Annotated in this window: 26 protein-coding genes; 16 read left to right on the forward strand and 10 right to left on the reverse strand. The window is 41.4% G+C overall.

What is annotated here, in order from left to right; all coding sequences use genetic code 11:
- Positions 1-2: 2 nt before the first annotated feature.
- Genes CSV70_RS02130 through CSV70_RS02145 form a run of 4 tightly spaced genes read left to right on the forward strand, consistent with a single transcriptional unit; the run spans position 3 to position 4,060 of the window.
- Positions 3-866, forward strand: a complete 864-nt coding sequence (locus CSV70_RS02130; RefSeq protein WP_085132206.1) for a phytoene/squalene synthase family protein — start codon at positions 3-5, stop codon at positions 864-866.
- A gap of 18 nt (positions 867-884) precedes the next feature.
- Positions 885-2,387 (forward strand): phytoene desaturase family protein, encoded by a 1,503-nt coding sequence (locus tag CSV70_RS02135; protein ID WP_099628449.1) that lies wholly within the window; start codon positions 885-887, stop codon positions 2,385-2,387.
- A gap of 33 nt (positions 2,388-2,420) precedes the next feature.
- Positions 2,421-3,539, forward strand: coding sequence for a glycosyltransferase family 2 protein (locus tag CSV70_RS02140; protein ID WP_099628450.1), 1,119 nt, complete (start codon positions 2,421-2,423; stop codon positions 3,537-3,539).
- Between the two features lie 38 nt (positions 3,540-3,577).
- On the forward strand, positions 3,578-4,060 hold the full coding sequence (locus CSV70_RS02145) for a glycosyl-4,4'-diaponeurosporenoate acyltransferase CrtO family protein (RefSeq protein ID WP_099628451.1): 483 nt from the start codon (positions 3,578-3,580) through the stop codon (positions 4,058-4,060).
- Between the two features lie 106 nt (positions 4,061-4,166).
- Here CSV70_RS02145 and CSV70_RS02150 read toward each other — a convergent pair whose 3' ends face one another.
- A complete protein-coding gene (locus CSV70_RS02150; protein WP_099628452.1) occupies positions 4,167-4,952 on the reverse strand; it encodes a lantibiotic ABC transporter permease in 786 nt (261 codons plus the stop codon).
- Positions 4,953-5,105: 153 nt separating this feature from the next.
- Here CSV70_RS02150 and CSV70_RS02155 point away from each other — a divergent pair, with 153 nt between their 5' ends.
- Together CSV70_RS02155 and CSV70_RS02160 are read left to right on the forward strand one after the other, a co-directional pair.
- Entirely contained in the window at positions 5,106-5,498 is a 393-nt protein-coding gene (locus tag CSV70_RS02155) for a (deoxy)nucleoside triphosphate pyrophosphohydrolase (protein WP_099628453.1), read from the forward strand.
- Positions 5,499-5,522: 24 nt separating this feature from the next.
- Positions 5,523-8,426 (forward strand): DEAD/DEAH box helicase, encoded by a 2,904-nt coding sequence (locus CSV70_RS02160; RefSeq protein WP_099628454.1) that lies wholly within the window; start codon positions 5,523-5,525, stop codon positions 8,424-8,426.
- 37 nt (positions 8,427-8,463) lie between these two features.
- Here CSV70_RS02160 and CSV70_RS02165 read toward each other — a convergent pair whose 3' ends face one another.
- On the reverse strand, positions 8,464-10,251 hold the full coding sequence (locus CSV70_RS02165; protein WP_099628455.1) for a multicopper oxidase family protein: 1,788 nt from the start codon (positions 10,249-10,251) through the stop codon (positions 8,464-8,466).
- A 163-nt stretch (positions 10,252-10,414) separates the two neighbouring features.
- Between CSV70_RS02165 and CSV70_RS02170 the strand changes: the two genes are divergently transcribed.
- Both CSV70_RS02170 and CSV70_RS02175 read left to right on the forward strand, forming a co-directional pair.
- Positions 10,415-11,272, forward strand: coding sequence for a YitT family protein (locus CSV70_RS02170; protein ID WP_099626637.1), 858 nt, complete (start codon positions 10,415-10,417; stop codon positions 11,270-11,272).
- Between the two features lie 220 nt (positions 11,273-11,492).
- A complete protein-coding gene (locus tag CSV70_RS02175; protein ID WP_099628456.1) occupies positions 11,493-12,947 on the forward strand; it encodes a protein adenylyltransferase SelO in 1,455 nt (484 codons plus the stop codon).
- A 118-nt stretch (positions 12,948-13,065) separates the two neighbouring features.
- On the opposite strand, the gene CSV70_RS02180 is transcribed toward CSV70_RS02175, so the two are convergent.
- The 4 genes from CSV70_RS02180 to CSV70_RS02195 all read right to left on the reverse strand — a co-directional run bounded on the left by CSV70_RS02180 (position 13,066) and on the right by CSV70_RS02195 (position 16,451).
- Entirely contained in the window at positions 13,066-13,737 is a 672-nt protein-coding gene (locus CSV70_RS02180) for an ABC-2 transporter permease (RefSeq protein WP_099626639.1), read from the reverse strand.
- On the reverse strand, positions 13,737-14,594 hold the full coding sequence (locus CSV70_RS02185; protein ID WP_099626640.1) for an ABC transporter ATP-binding protein: 858 nt from the start codon (positions 14,592-14,594) through the stop codon (positions 13,737-13,739). Before CSV70_RS02185 ends, CSV70_RS02180 begins: the two co-directional genes overlap by 1 nt.
- Before the next feature lie 5 nt (positions 14,595-14,599).
- The gene (locus CSV70_RS02190; protein ID WP_099626641.1) at positions 14,600-14,971 is read right to left on the reverse strand and encodes a GntR family transcriptional regulator; all 372 of its coding nucleotides are present in this window, start codon (positions 14,969-14,971) and stop codon (positions 14,600-14,602) included.
- 124 nt (positions 14,972-15,095) lie between these two features.
- Positions 15,096-16,451, reverse strand: a complete 1,356-nt coding sequence (locus CSV70_RS02195) for a TrkH family potassium uptake protein (RefSeq protein WP_255397414.1) — start codon at positions 16,449-16,451, stop codon at positions 15,096-15,098.
- A gap of 137 nt (positions 16,452-16,588) precedes the next feature.
- On the opposite strand from CSV70_RS02195, the gene CSV70_RS02200 reads away from it, so the two are divergent.
- Complete coding sequence (locus CSV70_RS02200; RefSeq protein ID WP_099626643.1) at positions 16,589-16,816, forward strand: group-specific protein; 228 nt, start codon at positions 16,589-16,591, stop codon at positions 16,814-16,816.
- A gap of 27 nt (positions 16,817-16,843) precedes the next feature.
- Here CSV70_RS02200 and CSV70_RS16410 read toward each other — a convergent pair whose 3' ends face one another.
- Positions 16,844-16,999 carry a hypothetical protein gene (locus CSV70_RS16410; RefSeq protein WP_157111245.1) on the reverse strand — a complete coding sequence of 52 codons (156 nt, stop codon included), beginning with the start codon at positions 16,997-16,999 and terminating at the stop codon, positions 16,844-16,846.
- Positions 17,000-17,074: 75 nt separating this feature from the next.
- The gene (locus CSV70_RS02205; protein ID WP_099626644.1) at positions 17,075-17,992 is read right to left on the reverse strand and encodes a patatin-like phospholipase family protein; all 918 of its coding nucleotides are present in this window, start codon (positions 17,990-17,992) and stop codon (positions 17,075-17,077) included.
- A 170-nt stretch (positions 17,993-18,162) separates the two neighbouring features.
- On the opposite strand from CSV70_RS02205, the gene CSV70_RS02210 reads away from it, so the two are divergent.
- The 7 genes from CSV70_RS02210 to CSV70_RS02240 all read left to right on the forward strand — a co-directional run bounded on the left by CSV70_RS02210 (position 18,163) and on the right by CSV70_RS02240 (position 23,486).
- The gene (locus tag CSV70_RS02210; protein WP_085132190.1) at positions 18,163-18,510 is read left to right on the forward strand and encodes a DUF378 domain-containing protein; all 348 of its coding nucleotides are present in this window, start codon (positions 18,163-18,165) and stop codon (positions 18,508-18,510) included.
- Positions 18,511-18,648: 138 nt separating this feature from the next.
- Positions 18,649-19,212 (forward strand): RNA polymerase sigma factor, encoded by a 564-nt coding sequence (locus tag CSV70_RS02215; protein WP_099626645.1) that lies wholly within the window; start codon positions 18,649-18,651, stop codon positions 19,210-19,212.
- A complete protein-coding gene (locus tag CSV70_RS02220) occupies positions 19,205-19,918 on the forward strand; it encodes an anti-sigma factor (RefSeq protein WP_099628522.1) in 714 nt (237 codons plus the stop codon). The genes CSV70_RS02215 and CSV70_RS02220 overlap by 8 nt, the downstream gene beginning before the upstream one ends.
- A gap of 180 nt (positions 19,919-20,098) precedes the next feature.
- The gene (locus tag CSV70_RS02225) at positions 20,099-21,460 is read left to right on the forward strand and encodes a copper amine oxidase (RefSeq protein ID WP_099626646.1); all 1,362 of its coding nucleotides are present in this window, start codon (positions 20,099-20,101) and stop codon (positions 21,458-21,460) included.
- A gap of 40 nt (positions 21,461-21,500) precedes the next feature.
- Positions 21,501-22,136: a class F sortase gene (locus tag CSV70_RS02230; protein WP_099626647.1), complete on the forward strand. Its 636-nt coding sequence runs from the start codon at positions 21,501-21,503 to the stop codon at positions 22,134-22,136.
- Positions 22,137-22,257: 121 nt separating this feature from the next.
- Positions 22,258-22,680 (forward strand): RNA polymerase sigma factor, encoded by a 423-nt coding sequence (locus CSV70_RS02235; protein WP_099626648.1) that lies wholly within the window; start codon positions 22,258-22,260, stop codon positions 22,678-22,680.
- On the forward strand, positions 22,680-23,486 hold the full coding sequence (locus CSV70_RS02240; protein ID WP_099628457.1) for a DUF5643 domain-containing protein: 807 nt from the start codon (positions 22,680-22,682) through the stop codon (positions 23,484-23,486). The genes CSV70_RS02235 and CSV70_RS02240 overlap by 1 nt, the downstream gene beginning before the upstream one ends.
- Before the next feature lie 23 nt (positions 23,487-23,509).
- On the opposite strand, the gene CSV70_RS02245 is transcribed toward CSV70_RS02240, so the two are convergent.
- Both CSV70_RS02245 and CSV70_RS02250 read right to left on the reverse strand, forming a co-directional pair.
- The gene (locus CSV70_RS02245; protein ID WP_099626650.1) at positions 23,510-24,283 is read right to left on the reverse strand and encodes a purine nucleoside phosphorylase YfiH/LACC1 family protein; all 774 of its coding nucleotides are present in this window, start codon (positions 24,281-24,283) and stop codon (positions 23,510-23,512) included.
- Positions 24,280-25,413 carry an amidohydrolase gene (locus CSV70_RS02250; RefSeq protein ID WP_099628458.1) on the reverse strand — a complete coding sequence of 378 codons (1,134 nt, stop codon included), beginning with the start codon at positions 25,411-25,413 and terminating at the stop codon, positions 24,280-24,282. The genes CSV70_RS02245 and CSV70_RS02250 overlap by 4 nt, the downstream gene beginning before the upstream one ends.
- Positions 25,414-25,463: the final 50 nt, after the last annotated feature.

Here is a 25,463-nt window from a genome sequence, read left to right on the forward strand (position 1 = left end):
ATATGCTGACCAATCGGCCAACGACTATTGCTTCAGATTATGCTTATTGTGAAAAGATCATTAAGTATCATTCAAAGAGCTTTTATTATGCCTTTTCCAATCTGCCCGAAGACAAAGCGCGTGCAGTATATGCTATCTACGCTTTTTGTCGAATTGCAGATGATAGTGTGGATGAAAATAGGGAAAGTGGATTACAACTAATTGCGCTAGATCGGTTACTGGATGAGCTCACTCATTTTGCAAAAGGTCAGGATGTAGATCATCCATTATGGAGGGCTATGCGTGATGTATTCAACCGCTTCGATATGGATATACAACCGTTTTACGAGCAACTGACAGGGCAGCGGATGGATATTCATTTTATGAGGCCACCGAATCTAAGTTCATTGGAAACGTACTGTAAATATGTGGCGGGTTCTGTAGGAAAGATGCTGTTACCAATTATCGCAAGTAATACGAAAGCTAACTTGAATCGCGCGGCGGAAGATCTTGGGATTGCGATGCAGTTGACAAATATTCTTCGCGATGTTGGTGAAGATTATCGCGAAATAGGTCGTATTTATTTACCACAAGATGAAATGGAACGTTATGAGTACAACGAGTTGCTATTGTCTGAAGGTCAAGTCACAAAAGGATTTGTGACTATGTGGGAATATCTCGCGAAGCGTGCGGAGTTCCTGTATGACAATTTTACACAGCATATTGGAGAATTCGATGAAGATAGTCGTTTTCCTGTATTATCTTCAGCGTATATCTACAGAGGAATTTTAAACAGTGTACGGAAAAGTGAATATGATTGTTTTACTCAGAAAAATTACGTGTCGGCGGTCGAAATGACCAAGCTGGTAGCCCGTGCAAGCTTGTAAAAAGGAGAGTGGACCTTTATGTTGGACAATCAAAAACGCGTAGTTGTAATCGGGGGAGGTTTAGGGGGACTATCAGCTGCAATATCATTAGCCCAACGTGATTATTCCGTATCCTTGTATGAACAAAACAATCATCTGGGTGGAAAGTTAAATCGCTTAGAGCAAGATGGTTTCGGTTTCGATTTGGGTCCTTCCATATTGACGATGCCGCATATTTTCGAGAAGCTATTTACGGACAGTGGGAAGCGTATGTCAGATTACGTTAAAATCCACAGATTGGAACGTGAATGGCGTTCTTTTTTCCCTGATGGAAAAGTGCTTGATTTATATGGTGACTTGCAAAAAATGGAACAGATGAATCCTCATTTATCACGCAGAGATATGAGAGATTATCAGAAGTTCCTGCACTACTCTAAAGGTCTATATGACATGACAGAAGCGGGTTACTTCAAAGAGGGATTAGATTCGACATATGAAGTAATTAAACATCATGGCGCGCTAAAGTCCATTAAAGGCTTTGACCTGTTCTCTACTGTGCATGAGGCAATTGACGAGCGTGTACGTAACCCCCATCTACGCGATATGCTATCGTATTTTATTAAATATGTTGGTTCTTCTCCTTACGATGCACCCGCTATTTTGAATATGATGGTCTACATGCAACATGCTCAAGGTTGTTGGTATGTGCCTGGTGGAATGCATCATTTAGCCAATGCACTGATTCAACTGGCGGAAGAAGTAGGCGTCAAGCTACATACAGGGATGGGTGTTCGGAAAATGAAGGCAGAAGGCGACCGAGTTATTGGTGCGGAACTGGCAAGCGGGGAAATAGTAGAAGCAGACTACTTTGTTTCCAATATGGAAGTAATTCCGTTTTATCAGAAGATGATCGATAGTGATCCGAAGTTCACGAAAAAACTTGAGAAGAAATTTGAACCATCCAGTTCAGGTTTAGTTCTTCATATTGGCGTCAAGAAGAGCTATCCACAACTTAATCATCACAACTTCTTTTTCTCCAAAAACTTAAAAAAGCAAATGGATAAAGTATTTATAAAGAAACAATTACCTGACGATCCTACGATTTATCTCGTCAATACGAATAAAACAGATCCTTCACAAACGTTACCCGGTCATGAAAACTTGAAAATTTTACCGCATATTCCGTATATTCAAGATAACCCGTTTACGCGAGCTGATTATTTGAAGTTGGAAAACAATGTACTGAAAAAGCTAGAGTGTATGGGACTTGAAGGTTTACGGGAAAATATTGTGACGCGCGATGTATGGACGCCCCATGATATTGAACGCACGTATGGTTCACACCGCGGCTCAATTTATGGAACCGTGTCGGATAAAAAGAAGAACAAAGGGTTCAAACATCAGAAGCAAAGTGAACGCTTTAATAATCTGTACTTTGTCGGTGGCACAGTTAATCCAGGTGGTGGTATGCCCATGGTGACGTTAAGCGGTCAACAAGTATGTGATAAAATTCTGACACGTGATTTGGAGAAACGTTCATAGTCGTAACGAAATGAGGCGGGAGAGGATTTTGCGATGGACATCTTTGTACTTTTACTGTCGATAGCACTTGTCATAGCACTCCTTGGTCTATTGTGCGGGGTACTGGTCTTTTGGCGAGTGCCCATTATACGAGATAAGGGCAATTCAACGTCTTCCGTCTCTATTATTATTCCGGCTAGAAATGAAGAACTTCGTCTGAAACCGTTACTCGAATCAATTGTTCGTCAGCAATACGTAGCGTATGAAGTGATTGTGGTAGATGACGGATCTACAGATAGAACGAGAGAGTTGGCGCGTTCTTACGGAGCAACCGTGATCTCAAATGAGCTGTTGGAAGACGGCTGGATTGGAAAATCTGCGGCTTGCTGGGCGGGCGCATTGGCAGCGGAAAATAAACTATTGTTATTTATGGATGCAGATACGGTATTTACGCATCCAGACAGTTTGTCGAATTATATAGCATCATTTGAATCCATGAGGAGCCGTGGTATTTTGTCATTACAGCCAGATCATTATGCAGAAAAATGGTATGAGCAACTAGCATTTCTCTTTCCGCTCATTGTAATGGTAGGGATGAACGTCTTTACAATAGCAGGAAACCGTTTAAAAGCGGGGGGTTCATTTGGGCCATGTTTGCTATGTGAAAAGGAACAGTATCAACAGGTTGGCGGACATGCAGTCGTACGTGGAGCCGTAATGGATGACTTGGCGCTAGGGAAGGCATTTCAAGAACACGATTTGCCTGTGCGTTGCTTTGGCGGTAAAGGAATTGCGTGGTTACGTATGTATCCCGGAGGCTTGTCCGACATGGTACAAGGCTATTCTAAAAGCATGGCAAGCGGTTCTACAGCAACGCTACCACTTGTTATGGGGCTAATTTACATTTGGATGGCAGGTGCATCCATTACTCCAATGATGCTTGTTGCTTCAGGTTTTAGTTCGACAGGTTGGCTAGGGGTGTCTATTGGTTTATATACGTTGTACGCGGTGGAATTAGTGATCGCTTCCAGACGTGTCGGTCGTTTTGTTTGGTGGATATTTCCACTGTATCCGTTATTATTGGTCGTCTTCATTTTGATATTCATGTATTCACTTTATCTATCAAAACGAAAAGGCAGTGTACAATGGAAAGGACGGAACATTAATGTTTGAGGTCGAAAGTTACAGAAACCAATGAAGGAGGTGATGGGATGCCGCTGATCGAATTACCGTTACTTTGGGTCATCATTGTAGACACAGTAGCATGGGTGATCTTTCATCTATCCATATCGATGGCGGCGCAGCGAATTCCTATCGATTGGTTTGCGCAGCATAAACGCTTGTTCAAAGTTTTTCCTTGGGAACAGGAAGGTCGGATTTGGCAACGTTTATTCCGCGTGAAGAAGTGGAAGGGGTATATTCCGGATGGTACGTTATTCATTTCGAACGGTTATAATAAAAGTCAGTTACACGGGGCCGATGCTTCATCGCTATATGACTTTCTGTTAGAATCCAGACGTGCAGAGTGTGTGCATTGGCTGTCCATCTTACCGGGGTTTGTCTTCTTCTTATGGAATCCTGTTTGGGCTGCTTGGCTAAACATTGCCTATGCTGTACTGTTCAACGTACCATTGATCGTAGTGCAACGATTTAATCGTCCCCGATTGGAAAGGCTGTTAAATTCATCACGATAAGTTTTTGTAGTAGTATGTAAGTATTGGGTATTGTATGATAACACGACCTGATAGCACGACTATTTGACGCAAAGGAAGAGGCGATTGCCTACTCCTTTGCGCTTTTTTATTTGCGTAGCTTTTTTACTGCAACGAGTACAATGGTCAAAGTTATGAGCACTAAACAGATTAAGATAGATAAGATAATAGCAGGATACTCTCCATTAAAACCACTTTCTGAAGTGTGCTTTGAATATATGCCATAATACGCCCAGATCAATACAAGGGCATAGGCTATATCTTGACGTCGAATAGTAGTTAAAATCCCGATAGCTGCTCCGACGAATAAAATGATCACCGTCCAGGTGACGTCAGATAAACCCAATCCACCCCACTCAATAGAAACGAGAAAAGCAGTAATGTTTGCAATGGTAGCGATTGTAATCCATCCGAAATAGATGCTAAATGGAAGTTTAATAAAGAACACTTCTCTACGAGTTAACGAAGCGTCAAATGTGACGGTATTGATTTTTATTAATGTCAGTAACATGAGTAACATGACTATAACGGAAAGTAACAGATATTCATAATGCCACAAGAAAATCCACGATGCATTTAATATTGAGGAGATACAAAACCATATGCCTACTTGACTAAGAAGTTGTGGATTTTTCTTCTTTTGGAAAAGCCCAAGTTGATAGAAGACATGAAGCAGTAACAATAAGTAGATCAGACTCCAAATGGAAAAAGTAAATCCTGCCGGCGCAAATAGATTCCCGTACTTATCTGATAGTTCGCCTGTCGTTTGTCCATTAAGAGGAAGGATATTGGCCAATGCGTTAGCTAGGATCATAATTGAGTAGGTAATAACAATAGCTATGCGTAAAAGTACAGATGTCTTATCTTGTTTCATTTCCTCACCCCACTTTGTTTAATTATAGTGTAGTCCATAGTTAAGTATTCCTGATTTACTGCGGAGTGAAACATGGGGGCCTTCTTCATTTCATTTTGATTGATGGTATAATGGATCCCAAATGGACAGATAACCAAATGGAGGTAGAAATAGATGAAGAAACAAGTACATGTCGTGGGAGCAGTGATTGAAAACGAGAAAGGTGAAGTGTTAGCTGCTCTTCGTAGTCCTGTGATGACACTACCGAATTACTGGGAGTTCCCGGGAGGTAAAATAGAAACTGGGGAGACGCATCAGGAAGCATTGCGCAGAGAGATTCAAGAAGAACTCGGTTGCACGATTAATGTAGGGGAAGCAGTAGAAGATACTACATATGAGTACGAAAAAGTAATTGTACGCTTGGAAACGTTTATGTCGAAGATTGTGGAAGGAAAGCCTGTAGCGACAGAACATGCGGAATTATGTTGGATTGCAAAAGATCAGCTACATACGCTAGAGTGGGCGCCTGCGGATATACCGGCGATTGAAAAATTGGAAAATCAATAGCATGAAGAGAGAGGTGTCTGTGGGATGGGAGATTTTATTCGGCAACTGGAAGCTTCTTTGCACAAGGGGTTTGTGAATAAAGAACATAAGCAGAGTGACAGTTATAAACCGAAGCTATTGGTAAATAGTTCAACAAAAAGTACGACTGTTCTATCCTCGATTCAGGATGAACTTCGACACTGTGAACAATTCTTGTTTTCAGTGGCATTTATCACGGAAAGCGGATTGGCTACACTTAAATCTTTGTTTTACGATTTACATAAACGAGGCGTTAACGGCCGAATCATTACGTCAACTTACTTATATTTCAATCAGCCAAAAGTATTTCGTGAGCTTCTGAACATTCCGAATGTGGAGGTACGACTTACTGAAAAGGAAGGTTTTCATTCAAAGGGCTATATTTTTCAACGAAGTGATCAATATTCATTAATTGTAGGCAGTTCCAATTTGACGGCACATGCGCTACAAGTGAATTATGAGTGGAATGTGAAGCTGACATCCCATCGTGATGGGGAAATTGTCTATCATTTTAAAGACCAGTTTGAGGATGTATGGTCAGATGCCAAAGTATTAACTGAAGAGTGGATAGCACACTATGAAACGGTTTATCAGGAACATGCAGATCGGACAAGCGCGGCTCAAGTATTTGAGCATCCATCGGCCTATCAAACCAATGCAATTGAACAGGCGTTAGAGATTACGCCAAATAAAATGCAACAGGCGGCTCTGGCGAATATTGAAGCGGTGCGTGCGAACGGTCAGGATAAAGGGCTGGTCATTTCAGCAACAGGTACAGGGAAGACGTATCTATCCGCTTTTGATGTACGTAAGTTTGCACCGAAACGTATGCTATTCATTGTGCATAGAGAGCAAATCTTGAAGAAAGCTATGCAAGACTTTAAGCGGGTACTCGGAGGAATAGACGAAGAATTCGGGTTGTATGTCGGAGCCAATCGGCAGTCGGATAAGAAGTATGTCTTTGCAAGTATTCAAACGTTATCCAAGCCTGAAAACCTTCGGGACTTTAATCCGGAAGACTTTGATTATATTTTGATTGATGAAGTACACAAAGCGGGTGCGACTAGTTATTTGCGTGTGATCGATTATTTCACCCCCAAGTTTTTGATGGGGATGACCGCTACACCTGAACGAACCGACGATTTCAATATATACGAACTCTTCGATTATAATATTGCGTATGAAATCCGTCTTCAAGAAGCACTAGAAGAGGATATGCTGTGTCCGTTTCATTATTTTGGCGTAACAGATTTTGAAATAGATGGCGAGCTAATAGGTGACCACACGATTCTTTCTAAATTGGTAACGAGCGAACGTGTAGAGCATGTCATTGAAAAGATATCCTATTACAGTCATGCCGGTGATCAAGTGAGAGGTTTGATGTTTTGCAGTCGAAAAGAAGAGGCGCATGAGTTTTCAAGAGAACTGAATTTGCGCGGCTATAAAACTGTAGCATTAACAGGTGATAATTCGTATGATGAGCGCATGCGTAGAGTCGATCAGCTAGAAAAAGGAGAACTCGATTATATTTTGACTGTGGATATATTCAATGAAGGTATCGACATCCCAAGTATTAATCAAGTCGTCATGCTTAGACAAACACAGTCCAGTATCATTTTCATTCAACAACTGGGACGAGGACTACGCAAGGATCAAGATAAGCCATTTGTGACGGTCATTGATTTTATTGGTAACTACGCGAATAACTATTTGATCCCAATTGCGTTGTCAGGGGACCGTTCGATGAATAAAGACAATGTTCGACGGAATATGAAAGATACTAGTTATATCAAAGGTGTCTCGACAATTAATTTTGAAGAAGTTGCACAGAAACGTATTTTTAACGCAATCAATAGTAGTAATTTAACGACTTTAAAAATCTTGAAAGATGCGTATCAGGACCTGAGGAATAAAATTGGCAGAGTGCCTTATCTGTATGATTTTATCGACCAACACTCTATCGACCCAGTCGTAATTATCGAAAAACATACTAGTTACTTTGATTTTCTAATGAAAGTTAAATCTAATGAAGATCATATTCCCAAGATTACTCCGTACGAGAATCAAGTATTAACGATGTTCTCCATGGAATTACTGAACGGCAAACGAATCCACGAAGTAATACTGGCCGAGATGTTACTTACTAAGGGAAGTATTCGTTTGGATGAATTCATCTACGAGCTAGAATCTATAGGCTGTCAAGTTGATACCGATACGATCGAATCTATTACACGAATCTATGACTTATCGTTTTTCACACAAAACACCCAAAAGAAATACGGAAATCAAGCGATTATAACGATGGATCCTAACCAAGTCTTCACATTCAACGAAAGGATCCAACAAAGTATTACGAATGACTCGCATATAGTCTTTCTGATTGCTGACGTATTGCGTAGCGCCAAGGAAAAGTCAAAAGTATACGATTGTGCTAACAAATTAACGCTACATGCAAAATATTCACGTAAAGACGTATGTAAATTATTGAATTGGCGATCAGATGAGAGTTCGACGATGTATGGCTATAAAACGAAACATAGAACGTGTCCTATATTCGTAACGTACCATAAGCACGGAGAAGTAGAAGCGAGCGTGGATTACGGTGATGAATTCATCAGTCCTGAATTATTCAAATGGTATACACGCAGTAACCGAACGTTAGGATCGAATGAAGTACAAACTATTATTCAAGCTAAAGAAAAGGATATTGATATCCATATATTTGTAAAGAAGGATGATGACGAGGGAAAGGACTTCTATTACTTAGGTAAGGGTCTACCTGATCAGCAAAGCGTTGTAGAAGACCATATGATAGATGGTAAAGGGAAGCGTTTGCCGGTAGTCCATATGAACATGGTGATGGAACATCCGGTAGAAAACAAACTCTATGATTATTTGATAGAAGCTTAAAATCCCCGCGAGATAGAATCTCTCGGGGATTTTTCCGTCATTCACATTCACAACGATACGTTTCGGAACAAGGAGGGCACGTAGGACACTTTTTATGGTGGCGTTCTTCTTTCGATACGTGATTGGATTTCTTTTTCTTGCAAGTACATGACTTTTTACATGTACACTTGCCGCGACATGTACACTTCTTCTTACATTCACATTTACGTTTTGGTTTATGTTCCTTGCATATGCAGTTATTTTTGCAACTACATTTGCGCTTCACTACTTCGAATTGTCGCATCATGTCATGGTCTTCATGTTCTAAAATATGACAATGAAGCATGTAGCGACCGGTGAATGGAGCAAAACGCATAATGACTCGTGTCACAAATCCAGGCGGAGATTGAACGACGTCTTTCCAGCCTCGTTCATTGACGTCAGGTTGTACAGGGGGGCCCGTAAAACTGAGTAAACCATTCGCTGTGAAACCTTGGGCGTCAAAGGGAATACGGTCGAGAATCTGGAATTGGATCAAGTGGATGTGTATAGGATGCGTTGCGCCCGCCGTGTTGATGATGCGCCAGATCTCTGTATCATTCAGTTTAGGCTTGAAATCGATTCGTTCCATGAAACCTTTATTATTAAACAAGAACCTAAAACGACCATACTCATCGATGTCTGCATCCAATGTAATGTCGCGCGTTTGGGCAGCATCACATTCCCGTAGTTTAGGTATGTTGCTGAGTATAGCGGGAACTTTGCTTGTATCTGGTCCTGTTAATTCGACCACTCTAAACTGCATAATCTGTCCATCGGTTTCAGGATCAGGGAGAGTGCCTACTGGCGGTGGGAAATCAAATGGCGTGGCTGCCGTATTTTCTAAAACAATCGTATCATCGGGTGCCAGTTTAGAGAAATCAATAATTACATCCATCCGTTCAGCGGGTGCAATCGTTAATGTATCCATATATACGGGTGTTTCCAATAACCCACCATCTGAGCCAATTTGTATGATTTTCTGACCGTTTGACAAGTTCATTTTGTAAAAACGTTCGTTTGAAGCGTTCAATATACGGAATCGGTACTTTCTTGGCTCTACTTCTAAGTATGGCCAGACCTTACCGTTAACTGTGATGTTTTCAAACGCTTCACCAGGTGTGACGGATGGATGCGGGAATGTCAATCCAGGCTGTACAGGTCCTGGCCTCACATTTGTTGTATCTGAATAAAATAAGGAACCATCTTCGTTAAATCCGCGATCAGCGATAATGAGTGGAATTTCATACGCCCCAGAAGGGAGATTCAGTTTACGTTCTTCTTCATCGCGAATAATATACATTCCAACGAGACCGGCATAAACATTTAAACGTGTAATACCGACTGCATGATCATGGTACCAAAGTGTGGCGGCACGCTGATTATTATTATATTTATAAACAGGGGAGTCAAATACTGCGCCCACTGTATGATAATTATTCGTAAACCATGCTTCAGGATGACCATCACTTTCGGGTTCAACTTCCGCTCCGTGTAAATGAACGACAGTACGAACATCTGGCATGTGTTCGCTTGAACCGTGGAGCGTTCTATCAATGGGTAGGAAATGTTTGTCGGGCAGTTCGTTCTTCCACTTGATATGCGCACACTCGCCACTGTTCACATTGACGAGTGGACCAGGGAATTGCCCCTCATATCCCCAAATCTTTGTAGGCGTCAACTCTGAATGGAATTCGTGGAAGAATTCCTTCATTCCAATTTCATAGTACGAGAAGCACTTATGTCTCTCAAGTGGAGTAAGATATTGTGGAATAGGTAATTGATCAATGAACGGTGTTAATTTCAATACATCTCTTCCTTCCAGGTGGATTTACTATCAGAATTAGTAGATGCGCAGGAGGCACCACTTATGCTTATAAACTACTGATAGGCTAGGCTATTCATCTTGTGAAATTTGATGTAAAATAGCAAACGTGCTTTTCGCTCAACAAGAAAGGGAGGTTTTATGAATGAAAACCCGTTCACCAAGGAAAAAGCTACTGATAGAATACGTTTGGATTATGATCGGATCCATATTAGTCGGATTAGCTTTTAATATATTTTTCTTACCAGCAAGACTTGCAGCTGGCGGCGTATCTGGAATTAGTACCATTCTGTATGAAATGTATGGAATTGAACCAGCTTTTATTCAATGGCTCATTAATATCCCATTATTTTTTATAGGCTTACTGCTTCTTGGCAAGGATTTTAGTCTGAAAACATTAGTAGGTACATTTTTTGTACCGCTAACCATTTGGCTGACTGCTGGAATACCTTCAACAATTGACAATCCTTTATTGTCAGCAATCTATGGAGGGATTATGTTGGGAGTAGGACTTGGTATAGTCTATCGAGGAAATGGATCGACTGGGGGCCTTGCGACCGTTGCGCAGATTGTTAAGAAGTTTACGGGTCTATCTAGCGGTTATGCTCAATTGCTCGTAGATGGACTCGTTGTGATTGCATCTGCTATCGTATTTAATCTGGAATTGGCATTATTTGCGATGATGGCCATTTTTGTGACGAGTAAAGTGATTGACTTTGTGCAGTTACAAACATCTCAATCGAAACTAGTATTAATTATTACGGATAATGAAGAACGTATTCAGACGATCATTAAAGAAGAAATTGATCGTGGTTTGACTAAAGTTCGTTCGGTAGGTGGCTTTGCCAATCAAGAGAAGACGATGATTTTATGTGTGGTAGAGCAACCGGAAGCAATTTATTTGAAGAAGATTTTAAGAGAAGAAGATCCTCAGGCATTTGTGGTCTTTCTAAATGCTTCGGAAATCCTTGGTAGAGGATTTTCACTCGCAAAATCAAATTGAAAAAGCTGTCCTGGACATCAAATGATGTCTTGGATAGCTTTTTTATGATTATACTGGTTCAAAGTGGTCGGCTGTTTGAGGGACTTCAGTAATTCGAATGCTTTGGCTGGCCGATCACCGAAATGATACAATACATGCATCTGGATAGAGGAAGAGAATTAATTAATATAGAGCACAATACGATCATACTAGGGCATCATACGGGAAGGATGGGGAACATATGAGACATAATCAAAGCATGGGTTGGAATGTTGAGTGTAGTTATCGTGAATTACCGGAAACATTTTACACAGTAGTGGAACCAAATACTGTCAGCTCACCGCAACTGGTTCTGACTAATGAGGAACTAGCGGTATCGCTGGGACTCGATGAAAACCAATTACATTCGGAAGAAGCGATCGCTATTTTTGCTGGAAATGAACGACTTGAAGCAATGGACCCTATTGCTCAAGCCTATGCAGGTCATCAATTCGGTAATTTCACTATGCTAGGTGATGGACGCGCTATGCTGTTGGGAGAGCAATTGACGCCAGGAGGGCAACGGGTAGATATTCAGTTAAAAGGATCTGGAAGGACGCCCTATTCACGCGGTGGAGACGGACGTGCTGCACTCGGGCCAATGTTACGTGAATATTTAATTAGCGAAGCAATGCATGGACTAAATATCCCCACCACACGCAGTTTAGCTGTCACGGTGACAGGAGAACCTGTTTTACGCGAAACGGCTTTGACAGGAGCGGTGCTGACAAGAGTGGCTTCGAGTCATTTACGCGTTGGGACATTCCAATACGCGGCAGCCAGACAAGTAGTGGCGGATTTGCGTGAACTTGCGGACTACACGATTGCACGTCATTTCCCGGAAGCGGCTTCGGATAGCCAGCCATATCTTGCGTTGCTTGAACAGATAATACGCCGACAAGCATCTTTGATCGCGAAATGGCAACTTGTCGGTTTTATTCATGGTGTGATAAATACGGACAATATGGCAATTAGCGGTGAGACGATTGACTACGGTCCGTGCGCGTTCATGGATACATATAATCCTCAAACGGTCTTTAGCTCCATTGATGTGCAAGGACGTTACGCGTACCGCAATCAGCCAGGTATCGCAGAGTGGAATCTGACTCGTTTTGCAGAAACACTTGTGCCATTGCTTCATGAAGAACAGACAGAAGCCGTAGCGCTGGCAGAGAGCAAGCTTGCTGAATTTGCAAGACTGTACATGACGGAGTGGCTGGGTGGTATGCGCTGTAAACTAGGTCTGTCCAATGAAGAAGAAGCCGATGAAACATTGATAAAAGACTTGCTTGCCATGATGGAAACTCATCAGGTTGATTATACAAACACGTTCCGTTCATTGACACTCGGAAAACAAGAGGACATGTTCAATAGACGGGAGTTTAAAGCGTGGAAAGAACGATGGATAGAGAGACTACAACGTCAGACGCTAGACGTTCAAGAAGTAGAAGCATTGATGAAGCAGCATAACCCATCCGTCATTCCAAGAAATCATAGCGTAGAAGAAGCATTGAAGGCGGCAGAGGCTGGAGATATGCATCCTTTTGTAAAATTGCTTGCCGTTCTCGAAAATCCATATGCCTATACAGTAGAACAAGAAGAATACGTGAATCCTCCTGAAGACGGAACTGCATTTCAAACGTATTGCGGAACATAACATGAGATGCCCTGTTGAAAGTGACAACACTTCAATGGGGCATCTCATGTTTGTGGAGGTAAGGTCAAAACTTACTTAGTCGAGATTTTTATTTTCAAAAATTATTTGGTTTAAAAAATTACGCATGATCAAAATCTGTTTTGTGAACAATTCGGATCGATAACAGAATGGATAACCATGTCAGTAAGGCGCTGATTAGTAGAACGGAGAGTGCGATTGTCCATTGATTCATAGTAATGAGGTCTGCGGTTTGCAGGAAGAATGTTTGTTCTGCAACCATTCTTGGGTTTTCCATAATATTCAATATGATTCTAAACGACATCATGCTTAGTAGGGGCAATATAATCGTCAAAGAAGTTGCCAGCACGTAGCCTGCTTTGAAGTGCAGTGGATAAAATAAGGAGATGATTATGAAAAAGAATCCGAGTGCGATGAGTAATTCAGCTACTGTCATCATTCGTGTAGGAAATGGAGCAAATGTATCGAACATGAAGATATAGACAAGCACGACTACCGCTGATAAACCAAACCACATGAAACCAGCTGCATACTTAGCCAGGACAAATTGTTTTCTTGTGACGGGCAGGCTGTTGATTAATACAGATTCTTTCTCAAAAGCTTTGTTGCTGGTTGAAATGGCTATGAAATAAGCAACGAAAATCAGAAGTAAGACATGGCGCACAGGTTGGCCGTCTGTAAAAAAGTTTGTAAATGCTATGAAAAACAGCGCTGCCAAAAAGTAGACACTTACCTTTTGCGTATATAACTCTTTCCGAATCAAAGCATTCATTAGAGCTCTCTCCTTCCTGTGTAATACATAATGTCTTCAAGTGTTGGTTGTTCAAAGAGTAATGACGGCAGACGGTCTAAGGCAATCTCACTAGTATCCGCCAGACATTCAAAGCCGACATCTGTAGTGCGCAGTCCAATCACAGGTAATCCATCAAGTAGAATGTGCTGGTCAGTTGTACCTTTTATTAATACATAACGTTCAGTGAATTCATCTTTCTCGCCTTGAAAGATAATCCGACCATCGTGAATGAAAACAATGAAATCTGCTATTTTCTCTAAATCAGTTGTAATATGTGTGGAGAAGAAGATAGCTTTTTTCTCGTCTTGTATGAGATCCTGCATCATATCAAGCAGTTCGCGACGGATAATTGGATCCAACCCAGCTGTCGGTTCGTCCATGATGATAAAGTCAGGATGGTGGGAGAGTGCCATCGCAAGTGAAAACTTCATACGCATTCCTTTAGACAAGTGTTTGATACGTTTAGCAGTATTCAGCTGGAACTTCCTGAGATAGTGATAGAATAGTTCGTCATCCCACTGCGAGTAGAAGGGAGCGAGAATCCGTTTGTTTTTCTCGATAGTCAGGTCTTCATAATAGTAATCCGCGTCATAAACAAAACCGATGCGTTCCTTAATCTCTGCCGTATGATTATCATGTGATTGGCCAAATACTCGTATTTCTCCTTGTTCACTTCGAATTAAATCCATCAAGCAACGGATTGTCGTTGTTTTTCCAGCACCATTTGCCCCGATGAATCCGGTGATGAACCCTTTTTTAATATCGAAGTTGAGATTGTTCAGTGCAAAGCCCTTAAACTGTTTCGTCAGATCCCGTACTTCCACTATATTTTCCATTCTTTTCACTCCTCATATAGCAATGTCAGCATATGAATGATCTCTTCAAGCCTTATGTCAAATGCTCGACCGTCCTCAATAACATTCATTAGCTGTTCTTCAATTTTCTTTAACTGTTCTTCTTTCAATAGCTCGTGATTCTGCGCAGCAACAAATGATCCTTTGCCTGGAAAAGTCTCAATAAGTCCATCCCGTTCCAGTTCTTCATAAGCTTTTTTCGTTGTGATGACACTGATCTGCAAGTCTTTCGCTAGTTTACGTATGGATGGTAGTGCTTCTTTCTCCTTCAGTGCACCCAATAAAATCTGCTCTTTCAACTGATTCTTGATTTGCAGATAAATCGGTTGGTTCACCGAATTGGAGATGACAATATTCAATACATCACCCCTTTTCCTTTATACTGTATATGCACAGTATATACAGTTGTGACAATTGAGTCAACTATAAAAAACCCTCCAGAGTAAAATCTGGAGGGTTTTCGATATGAGCAGTTACTATCAATCAACCTGTCTGCACTTGGTCATATGAAAAATGATACGATTCTTTTTTAGTTCGAATCAGTAAGAAAAACAATGTCAATGGGCCAATTCGTCCTAAGAACATGACAATACAGAGTATGACTTTACCTACAGAACTAAAATCGTCTGTAACTCCCATGGATAATCCAACTGTGCCAAAAGCTGAAATGGTTTCAAATAATACAGGCAAGAAAGGGATCTTTTCTGTGATGGATAATAAAAACAATGCGGTGAAAATCACACAGGAGCTCACTGCGGCGATCGCCATGGAGCGTACAATGATTTCCGCTTTAATTGTGCGTTTAAAAATATGTGGCTCTTTTATGCCTCTAAAATAAGAAAGTGTGGCCAATATAATAACCATAAATGTTGTTAGTTTAATTCCCGAAGCTGTAGAAGCACTTCCACCCCCAATAAACATAAGAAGAAGAGTGAGGAGCAACGAGGATTCTTCCATATCACCGACATTCATTATATTAAATCCCGCTGTTCTTGGTGTAACGGCCTGAAAGTAGGAAGTCCATACTTTATCCAAAAAGCTCAAATCAGCAATGGTTTTGTCATTGTGAAATTCTAGAATAAGCAAAAACAATGTTGCAATCGCATTCAAGGTCAATGTGCCAAAAATCATCATCTTAGTGTGCAAAGCCCATTGCCGTACAGAACGTTTGTGCCATACGTCCATCACAACTATAAAACCAATGCCACCAATAACAAAAAGACTAGATAAGATGAGGATGACAGGTGGATTTCCTGCAAAAGACACTAAGTTATCGGAGAATATGGAAAAACCGGCATTATTAAATGCGGATACTACATGAAACACACTGTAATATAAACCGTCTTTCCATCCAAATTCAGGTACCCAGAAGAATGATAGAGCTATAAATGCTATACCTTCCGCAAAGAAAACGAACAATAAAATTTCACGCAAGAATTTGATCGTACCCCCAATGGACTGATAGCTGAACGATTCCTGAATAAATATCCGGTTTTTCATGCCGATTTTTCTCCCAAGAATCATCAGCAAGGCAACAGCAAATGCCATAAACCCCACGCCTCCGATTTGAATCAGCAAAAGTAAAACGATTTCACCAAATAAAGTCAGTGAAGTATTAATATCGAATACACTCAGACCCGTAACGGTGGTGGCGGAAGTAGCGGTGAAAAAGGCATCCGTCCAGCTAATCGAAACATGTGTAGCGATAGGCAGTTTCAGAAGTAATGTGCCAATCATAATAGTAATTGCGAAAGACAAAGCAATAAGTGCAGGTGGAGAAATAGTTCTTCGTTTTTTATAATTAGTTGTCATATGCTGCTCATCTCCCGTACATTGAATGCAAAACCACTTCCATTGAAGGGTACTATATGAACAAATCACAAAAAGACCTGCAGCTCTTTCAATATAGGCAACAAGTCTTTATTTCACGTTTACCGAATATTGTGATATGTTATCAGTTAAGGAAGTGAATGTAAATGAGCAAATGTACGATTGATCACATGCATCAAGAAATTGTCAAAATGTTCAATGAGCAACAATCAGTAATACCGGAAAAGCTCATAGAAAGTGGTAAGGTATTTTTGAATGGGCCATTGAGTCAGGAAACATTGAATGAAGTATTTCATCTATTAAAAAAATATGACTTGGCAACGGGAGAAGAACGCGCAGAACGCAATAGTAAGATGCGACAGTTCTTTGTTTGAGAGAAATACACTTTATATGATGAGTAATTACTGTACGTCACTTTGTAAAAGGGAGATCGCAGATTCAAGTAACTCAATATCTTGTAGGATATAAGTTTTGATATCGTCGGGTGCAGTATAGTACTCGTCACTGAGTAGTTCAAGCTCTCGGATAAAAATAGAACTTTCTTGGTAGTTGGTCATGATTGCAACCCTCCTTGTAAGTCAATTTACCCGCCACGACAGCGTTTTAAACTGGCCTTATGTCAAATGTTTCATTTACATAACATTTTGGTTGCTGACTAACTTAGAATTTGCTGGCGACCAAGTTAGCAGAAATTCCTTGGTACGACTACGTCCGATTGATAGCAAGTCTTCCATTTGCTCTTCGTTTAGATCAAATTGTGTGGCACTATAATTTTCTACGGGAATAAAGACGATGTTTTGCACATGTTGCTTCGAGATATATTTTTCATCATGCGCGTTCTTCATTGTAGAGAATAAGGCCTCAAATAATTGCAGGGCATTTCGAATGGTGCGTCCGGGTGTTTCATCTTGGTTGCGACTTAGCTTGATCCCGATTACAGGTCGTTTATGGGACGATGTATCTTCATCAAAAATCCACATCGGAAAATTACTTAATACACCGCCGTCTACTACAATAGGTCCTTTTGGTGCATCGAGACGTATGGGTTCAAAAAAGTAGGGAATACCACAACTCATACGCAGTGCTTTCGCAATTGAAAATCGGTCAGCATCATATCCATATTTCTCTAAATCGTCAGGTAATACCATCATCTTGCCATTTGTTAAGTCAGATGCCACTAATTTTAACGCGCCTTTCGGAAGATCTCCGAATGCATAACAACCTTTTCGTGCGAGTTTATCAAAAAACCATTCTTCCAACGCCTTTCCTTGATACAAACCCATTCTCCAATAAAGTGAAACCCATTTCATAAAGGGAAATGGTAATAGGGTCTTTCTCGGATCCAGCAAAGCTTGGAAATCTTCTTCAGCCAACATGACTTCGATTTCTTCAGCTGTATAGCCGGCTGCTAAGAAGCTTGCAACAATTGCACCTGCACTTGTGCCAGCTACGTTTTCAAAACGATAACCTTGTTTCTCCAACTCCTGAACTGCTCCGACTAGCGCAAAACCTTTCAATCCGCCGCCTGAAAACACACCATTTATCCGCACAGTATCCCTGCTTTCATTTTTATTGGTCTATCACTGTAAGGTTTCCGTAACAGAAATAGAACAATACTTATGTGGAAATGTATGAAAATTCTCTTTCGGTGAACTATAATAAGGAATCTATACAAACATGTACAGGATTCGATTATAGATTGTTGGAGGAGGTGTGCAACATGAGCGTATTTATGCGAATTGCACTGACATTAGTCATTATTGGTGCTCTAAACTGGGGACTGATCGGATTTTTCAACTTTGATTTGGTTGCCAGTATATTTGGAGGACAAAACACGATTCTTGCGAAGATTGTCTATGCCATTGTGGGACTGAGCGGATTGGCAACGATTGGACTCTTAGTTAAATCGAATGAAGAGATTATTGACGATGTGGATGAGAAAGTAGAGCCCCATAAGCAGTTTGATCGAATTCGGAATGTGAATTATAACACCGAATTTGGGGAAGAACTGGATTTGAAGGGGAAGCGTAAAAAAGTGGATCGGTCGCTTGAAGATCCTAAAGAATAATAAAAGGGGCGTTCTCGTAGCATAATAACGGGAACGCCTCTTTTTTATACTTTTAGAAATGTTAGGAGTCTAGTAAATGATGTCCTTCGATTGTCTGTGGTAAGGTAAAAAGAAAAAGCCTGTAAAAAGGAGAATTTTATGACCGAACCGGATGACATACAACTCTATTATCAAACAGTTGCTCACAATCGGCATTCATTTGAACAATTATATGACCGCTATGAAAAATTGGTTTTTTCATTTGCCTATCGAATGACTAATAACCGCACCATGGCGGAGGAAGTGACACAAGACGTCTTTTTAAAGTTGTGGAATGGAACAAATCAATATGCTGAAGAAAAAGGAAAGTTTTCATCTTGGCTTTTGACAGTAACACGAAATAAATCGATAGACGAGCTTCGTAAGTCTAAACGTCATGCGTATGAACCCATATTGGATAAAGACTCACTGACGGAAGAGACCGTATCCACAGAAGTTACAGCTGAATGGAATGAACGGCGTGAAGTGATCCGTACAGCAATTGCGGAGCTACGCGCAGAGCAACGGGAAATCATTGATTTATTTTACTTTAAAGGTTTCAGCCAAAGTAAAATTGCCGAACACTGTAAGTTGCCACTCGGAACAGTTAAAGGTAGGATTCGGCTAGCACTTAAACATTTAAAAGGAATTATTGATCAGGAAGGAGGGGTTTCGAATGAATAAATCATGTCATATGTTGATTGACTATTTCAATCGTACCCTGACTGAAGACGAGATGAGACAATTTGAAGATCATTTGATTGAGTGCCCATCCTGTCAAGAAGAATTAATGGAGTGGGAGATGTTAACGGAAAACCTACCGTATGAGTCAGAAGCTGTGGAAGTCCCAATAGATTTAAAAGCGCGTATATTTGCTTCACTTCCTGACATCCCAGCAAAGGCCGAATTTGTAACAATGCCGACTAAAGAAAAAAGTCGTCGACGTATGGGTCCTGTGACAACCGTACTGGCTGCAGGGTTATTTGCTTCACTTGTTGCAAATGCTTTCCTGTTTTCAGAAACACAAAAGGAACCTGAAATAGCACAGAGTGAGATCCAGTTGATTGGCCAAAGTATACTGGCACCACAAGAAGGTACGAGTGCATCCGCAGTCGCAATGTTAATAGCGGATGGCGATCAAAATGTATTGCTACTCGATGCCACAGATTTACCAACACTCTCTAAAGATGAACTATATCAAGTCTGGGTGATAGAAGGCGATCAGCCGTATCCAGCGGGAATCGTCCAACCTAATGAAACGGGTACGGGAACTGTGAGCCACCCACTCACGAATCTTTCCGGAACATGGGATACTGTTGCGATCACGATAGAAAAAGAACCGAACCTCTCAGCGCCAGAAGGTCAGATTATATTGGCCGGTGGAATATAGTAGATAAAAGTAAAGCCTGAAACCTCATGTAAAGTGATGGATTCAGGCTTTTTCATATAGTATTAAACGCTGTATGTATAGTCTTTTAAAAGTTTTTAAAAAACTTTTAAGGAAAAGTGATCCGTTTTTATATTCGTTGCGTTAGCTGTATAACAAAAACGAATAAGGGAGCGATTGATTATGCAATTTAAAAAATCATGGGCAGCTATTCCATTGAGCGTGTCACTACTATTTCCAACAGGAGCGATTCTGACAAGCGCAGCAGAACACGAACACGGAGGAAAAGTATCTGAAGCTGTATCGAACAAAGCAGTAGATTTACGAGCAACACTTGAAAGTATCCTTTCAGAGCATGCCTACTTGGCCGTCGTGACGATGCAAAAAGGATTGGATGGTGCAGCAGACTTTGAAGCAGCTGCCGGACAACTTGGAGAAAATACAGATGAATTGTCGAAAGCGGTAGGTTCTGTTTACGGCGACAAAGCAGGAGAACAATTCAAAGAAATCTGGAGCAGCCATATTGGCTATTTCGTCAACTATGTTACAGCTACAGCTGAGAAAGATGAAGAAGGCAGAAAGAAAGCGCTTAAAGATCTAGACACATATCGCGTCACGCAAGCAGATTTCTTGGCTGTCGCTACGGAGAATCGTCTAAAGGCATCGGATTTAGAAGAAGGCTTGAAAATGCACGTTGATCAGTTGATCTGGGCATTCGATAACTATGGAGCAGAAGATTACGATAAGGCATATGAAAGTCTTAAGGAATCTATGCATCACATGTTCGGAACAGGAAAAGGTCTATCATGGGCGATCACAGACCAGTTCCCTGAGAAATTCGACAATCTATCTGTAGACACGAAAGCTGCAGATTTACGCGAATCACTAAACAATGAATTTTCTACGCACGCAGCTTTGGCAATACTCGCTATGCAAAAGGGAATTGACGGCGCGAAAGACTTTGACGCAGCTGCAGCTATTTTAAACACGAATACAGAAGATCTAACGAAATCCGTTGAATCTGTATACGGAGCTGAAGGGGCAAAACAGTTCAATGAAATCTGGAGCAGTCATATTGGCTACTTTGTCGATTATGTACAAGCAACAGCGAAAGAGGATAAAGCCGGACAAGATAAGGCCATGGCAGATTTGGATGCCTATCGTGTAACACAAGCTGCATTTTTGGATACGGCAACGGAAGGTCGATTGAAAGCAGCAGATCTTGAAGAAGGCTTAAAGATGCACGTCGATCAATTATTAATGGCATTCGATAGCTATGTAGACGAGGACTACGGGGCAACATATGACAATATCCACGAAGCATACAGTCATATGTTTGGTGTAGGAACAGCTTTATCCGGTGCAATTGTCGATCAGTTCCCAGATCAGTTTGCTTCTGCAATGCCAGCAGATATGCCAAAAACGGGAATGGGCGGTATGAGTCAAGAAACGGATTATACGGTGTTATGGGTAACGTTGAGCATGATCTTCATCGTAAGTACATCCATTGTCATGATTCGTAGAAAAACAGCGAAACAGCAATAAAAGAATACACTACTTTGTCCAGGAGGGAGCCGTTTAGACGATGAAACTATATATACAAATATTCATTGGGGCAATGATGTTGGCTGGTTGTGCTCAGCCCAATGCAAAGCCGCAAGAAAAAGTTGTAGAGGCTTCTTCCTCTGCCGAAGTAGCTGAGGTGGAAGATATGCCGATTGTTCCCTTACGTACGGCGGAGGAATTTTCATTAGAAGATAAACGGGTTGGAATCGAACCGAAAGTAATTGAAATTCCTTCGCTCGACGTCAAGGCTACAATTGAAGAAGTAGGACGTCTTGATAATGGCCAGATGGGCGTCCCGCAAGACCCCGATCAGGCAGGCTGGTTTTCACCGGGGACGAAGCCCGGTGGTAGGGGGAGTGCGGTTATTGCAGGTCACGTAGATTCAAAGACGGGCCCTGCCGTATTTTATGAGTTGGATAAGATGGAAATTGGCGATGAAGTATTCATACATGGTAAAGACGGGAAGATAATACGCTTTGCGGTGGTGAAAAAGATCGCGTATCCGCGTACCGATGCGCCGGTTGATGCGATCTTTGGCTTCACGTATGGTAGTGGATTGAATTTAATTTCATGTACGGGATCGTGGGATCGCAAAGCTAAAACGCATGATGATCGTCTGGTCGTCTATACTGAATTAGTGGAAGGAACAGAATAAGTATAGCAAGGTGCCTAGTAAGAGGAGGCACCTTTTTTGTATAAAATAAATAAAAAATCATGTGAACTTTTTAGCTGTTGTAGAGTCTAATGTATAAGAAGGTACAAGAGGTGATAGTCCAATGGAGATGAATGTAAAGGAGTTGCATAGAAAAGCAATCGTCGGCGATGACGACGCGTTTCTGGCAATGATGCAACTGCATAAGGAATCGCTTCTGCGGACAGCCTTGGCTTTTCTGCGAAATGAAAACGATGCGATCGAAGCGCTGCAGGAAGTAACCTATCGCGCGTATAAAAAGATTCGCATCATGATGAATTACTGCCAAGATCAGTTAAACCTTCGTAAACGATTCACTGTAGATGCTAGCGCATTGGAGACTGGATCTACAGAGGACATTTCATATCTTGAGATGAGGGAAGCACTGGCAACATTGTCTGATGAAGAGCAACGGTTAATATACTTAAAATACTTTCAGGAATCGAATATTAAAGACATTGCACAATCGGAGAATACTCCGAAAACAGCTTTTCTTATGGGAATGTGATGGATGAGGGAGAGAATTATACGTATAAAGATCGTATAACTTATCAGTTTAGTGAGCTATATACTTCGCGAAACCAGTCATTTGATTTGAAGATAGCTATCAAGTTAAAAGGCGAAGAGACAGTGTTTTCTGTACCGTTTACTGTGCCTGAACAAATCAAGCCGAGTGAAGTCTATGCGATAGACAAGGAAGTTGATATCAAAGGGCAGAAGTTTAGGGTTGAAAAGGTGATGATATCCCCATTACGGTTGGGTGTAAAAATCTCTATTGACCCCGACAATACGATGAAGATTCTACAATTCGAGGATATGCGGTTAGAAGATGAAAAAGGCGAGGTGTGGGGATCTATTCGAAACGGTACGACGGCGTTCGGCGGGGAAGACGGTAAATATACGTTCTTCCTGCAGAGTAATTACTTCTCGCAACCTGAAAAATTGTATTTGCGTATCAATAAAGTGCAGACGTTAAAAGTGGAAGAGGCCTTTGCGGAAGTGAATACGGAAACGGGGAGATGGCTCAATCAGCCAAAAGATCAAAAAATCCAGTTACTGCAATCCAATAAACACCACGCCGAATTCATCATGAAGAATTCGGGTGATGAGGAATTTCCATTTTTCTTTATTGGTTCCGCTATTGATGCAAATGGGGAAGAAGTGGAAACCCCTATGACAGGAAAGTTTAGGGAAGAAGAAGCGACACATTGGAACTTGAACTTCGATCGGACCGATTATGTGAATCCATTAAGGCTAGAATTATTCGCTTATCCAAATTACTTAGAAGGCGACATGAAAATAGAGCTAAAATAAAGATGCAGTGAGGGATCTTTTCCTCACTGCATCTTTTGCGTGGTTCGCTTGATGAAACTGACATGACGTCCTGCCTGCTTGTCTTGACGGTATGAAAAGCCGTTTGGACTCAGGAATGTACAAGTACGGTCGATTGTAATATTTGCTTCGGGTATTCTTGCCAACTCGCATTGTTTTTTCACGGTCAGTTGATTATTAATATGATATTTTTTTGTTTTGACTTGATAGTCGATCCATTGGTCTGCATAGCCGAGCTCGTGAAATTTCTTATAGACGTCTTCATCCACTTCAAATTTTTCTTGACTGAGTGCGGCGCCGATTTGAACATGAATTTGGCTCAGATCACATTGCTCATTATGTTGTAAGTGGCGGAACAGCTTTAGTGTAATTTCCTTTACAGTCCCTTGCCATCCTGAATGAATAGCACCTATTAATGTGCTGTCGTCACTGTAAAACAGTACAGGCACACAGTCCGCTGTTAAACTGCATAGTACCATGTCGGTTTCAAATGTATACAGTGCATCCGTATCTGCAATTGCCGTTTCTTGTCGCAATGCTCCTTTACCACGGTCTTGTGCAGTCACTTTATGAAAGTTCGCGCTATGTGTTTGGTTGGCAAATACGAAATCTTCCAACTCACATTGTAAGAAGCTCGCCAATCGTCGGCGATTGTTCGTCACGTCAACTGCTGAAACACATGCATGCAAAGCCATATTATTGCATTCCGGTTCACTGCAATCTTTCATGGTCATCCCCGTTAGGATATTGTCGTGGTCTTGATAGATCATGGTTTTCATAACTCTTGATCCGCATTCAGCAATAGTTGCGTAAGAATTTGTGCACCATAAATTAAAGCATCGGTATTGAAGGACATTTGTGGATGATGTAACCCTGGTTTCAAATCACAACCCAATCCAATCATCGTCGCTGGAATATCAGGTGTTTTCCAAGTGTAAAAATGAAAGTCTTCTGCTCCTTGAGAAATACATGGCACATCTACGTTTTCTTCTCCTAATACAGAACCAATCGCTCGTTGTGCTAGTCGAATTGCCGTGGCATTTTCCGTAGCGGCGGGTGAATAGCCTTCTTCAGTATATACAATCTCGGTCTCTGTCAGCGCTGCAGTATGTTGGATAATGTGGCGGGCTTTTGCTAACAGAGCATCCATTGTTTCATTCGTTTCCGCACGAACATCCAATGTGAACCGTGCACTGGCTGGGATAGAGTTGCTCGTTTCGCCACTATGCAATTCGGTGATTTTGATGGAAAACTTTTTATTGCCTTGCAAACGAATTTGACGCAGGGACTGGATTAGGGAACTTGCTGCTTCGATTGGGTTATTGCCTTCTTCAGGTCTCGCTGCGTGTGCAGGCGTCCCTGTTATTGTACCTGTAATAGTCGCAGACGAGCCGTGTAAAATTGCGGGGGCAGATTTACCGAATGGAACTTCCGTATGCGGGCGCACGTGCAGGCCACCTAGGAATAGAACATCTTCGAGCACGCCTTCTTTCATCATTTGTAACGCGCCTTCTGCTACCTCTTCTGCAGGTTGGAAAATGAATCGGATCGTATGATGCAAATCCATTTCGCAGTTTTTCAAAGCTAGTGCGGTATAGAGTGCCATCGTACTGTGCGCATCATGTCCGCAAGAATGGTTAGCCATTACTTTACCATCGACTTCCTGTACCAGTGCATCCATATCCGCGCGTAACGCAATGACGCCCTTCGTATGGCCCTTGATTTCTGCAATGAATCCGTGATGACCAGTAAAGCCGGTGATGCGTAAGCCGGCAGCCGAAAGCTGATCCTGTAAATACCGTGAAGTCTGCTGTTCTTGCCAGCTAGGCTCAGCGATGGCATGCAGTTCTTGATAGGTCTGTAGAATTTCCTTTTTATGATGTTCTATATAGTTTATTGGGTTAGTCATAAAGAATTGCCTCCATTTCAAGAAGTAGATGATGTTAAAAGTAAAACATA

The sequence above is a fragment of the Sporosarcina sp. P25 genome (assembly GCF_002743235.1).
GTDB classification, from domain to species: domain Bacteria; phylum Bacillota; class Bacilli; order Bacillales_A; family Planococcaceae; genus Sporosarcina; species Sporosarcina ureae_B.